Annotated in this window: 1 rRNA gene; it reads right to left on the bottom strand. The window is 49.7% G+C overall.

Features of this window, described 5'->3' with window-relative positions:
• Positions 1 to 196 precede the first annotated feature (196 nt).
• Positions 197 to 580, bottom strand: a 16S ribosomal RNA gene (locus C2M24_RS07105); the annotation flags it as partial.

Raw genomic sequence — 580 nt, 5'->3', positions numbered from 1 at the left:
GTTTGCGTCATCTAGCGAACTAGAATCTGCTGTTAGAACTCAATCTGTACGAGTGCCCACACAGATGATTGCTTCATATTTTTAAAGAACAGGTCCGGTTACCCGGTTTCGAGTTGCTTTCGCGTCTCGAGGGCTTTGCATTCTACTCAACCCTGATTTGTTGTCAACACTTAATTTTGAGAAAGTTTGTAATTCCGATTAACGCTCGCACCCTCCGTATTACCGCGGCTGCTGGCACGGAGTTAGCCGGTGCTTCTTCTGTAAGTAACGTCACAGCTAGCAGGTATTAACTACTAAGCTTTCCTCCTTACTGAAAGTGCTTTACAACCCGAAGGCCTTCTTCACACACGCGGCATGGCTGCATCAGGCTTGCGCCCATTGTGCAATATTCCCCACTGCTGCCTCCCGTAGGAGTCTGGACCGTGTCTCAGTTCCAGTGTGGCTGATCATCCTCTCAAACCAGCTAGGGATCGTTGCCTTGGTGAGCCATTACCTCACCAACTAGCTAATCCCACTTGGGCCAATCTAAAGGCGAGAGCCGAAGCCCCCTTTGGTCCGTAGACATTATGCGGTATTAGCC

The sequence above is a fragment of the Pseudoalteromonas sp. T1lg22 genome, from assembly GCF_002964645.1.
Taxonomy (GTDB): domain Bacteria; phylum Pseudomonadota; class Gammaproteobacteria; order Enterobacterales; family Alteromonadaceae; genus Pseudoalteromonas.
This window is presented reverse-complemented; position numbering and strand designations above follow the sequence as displayed.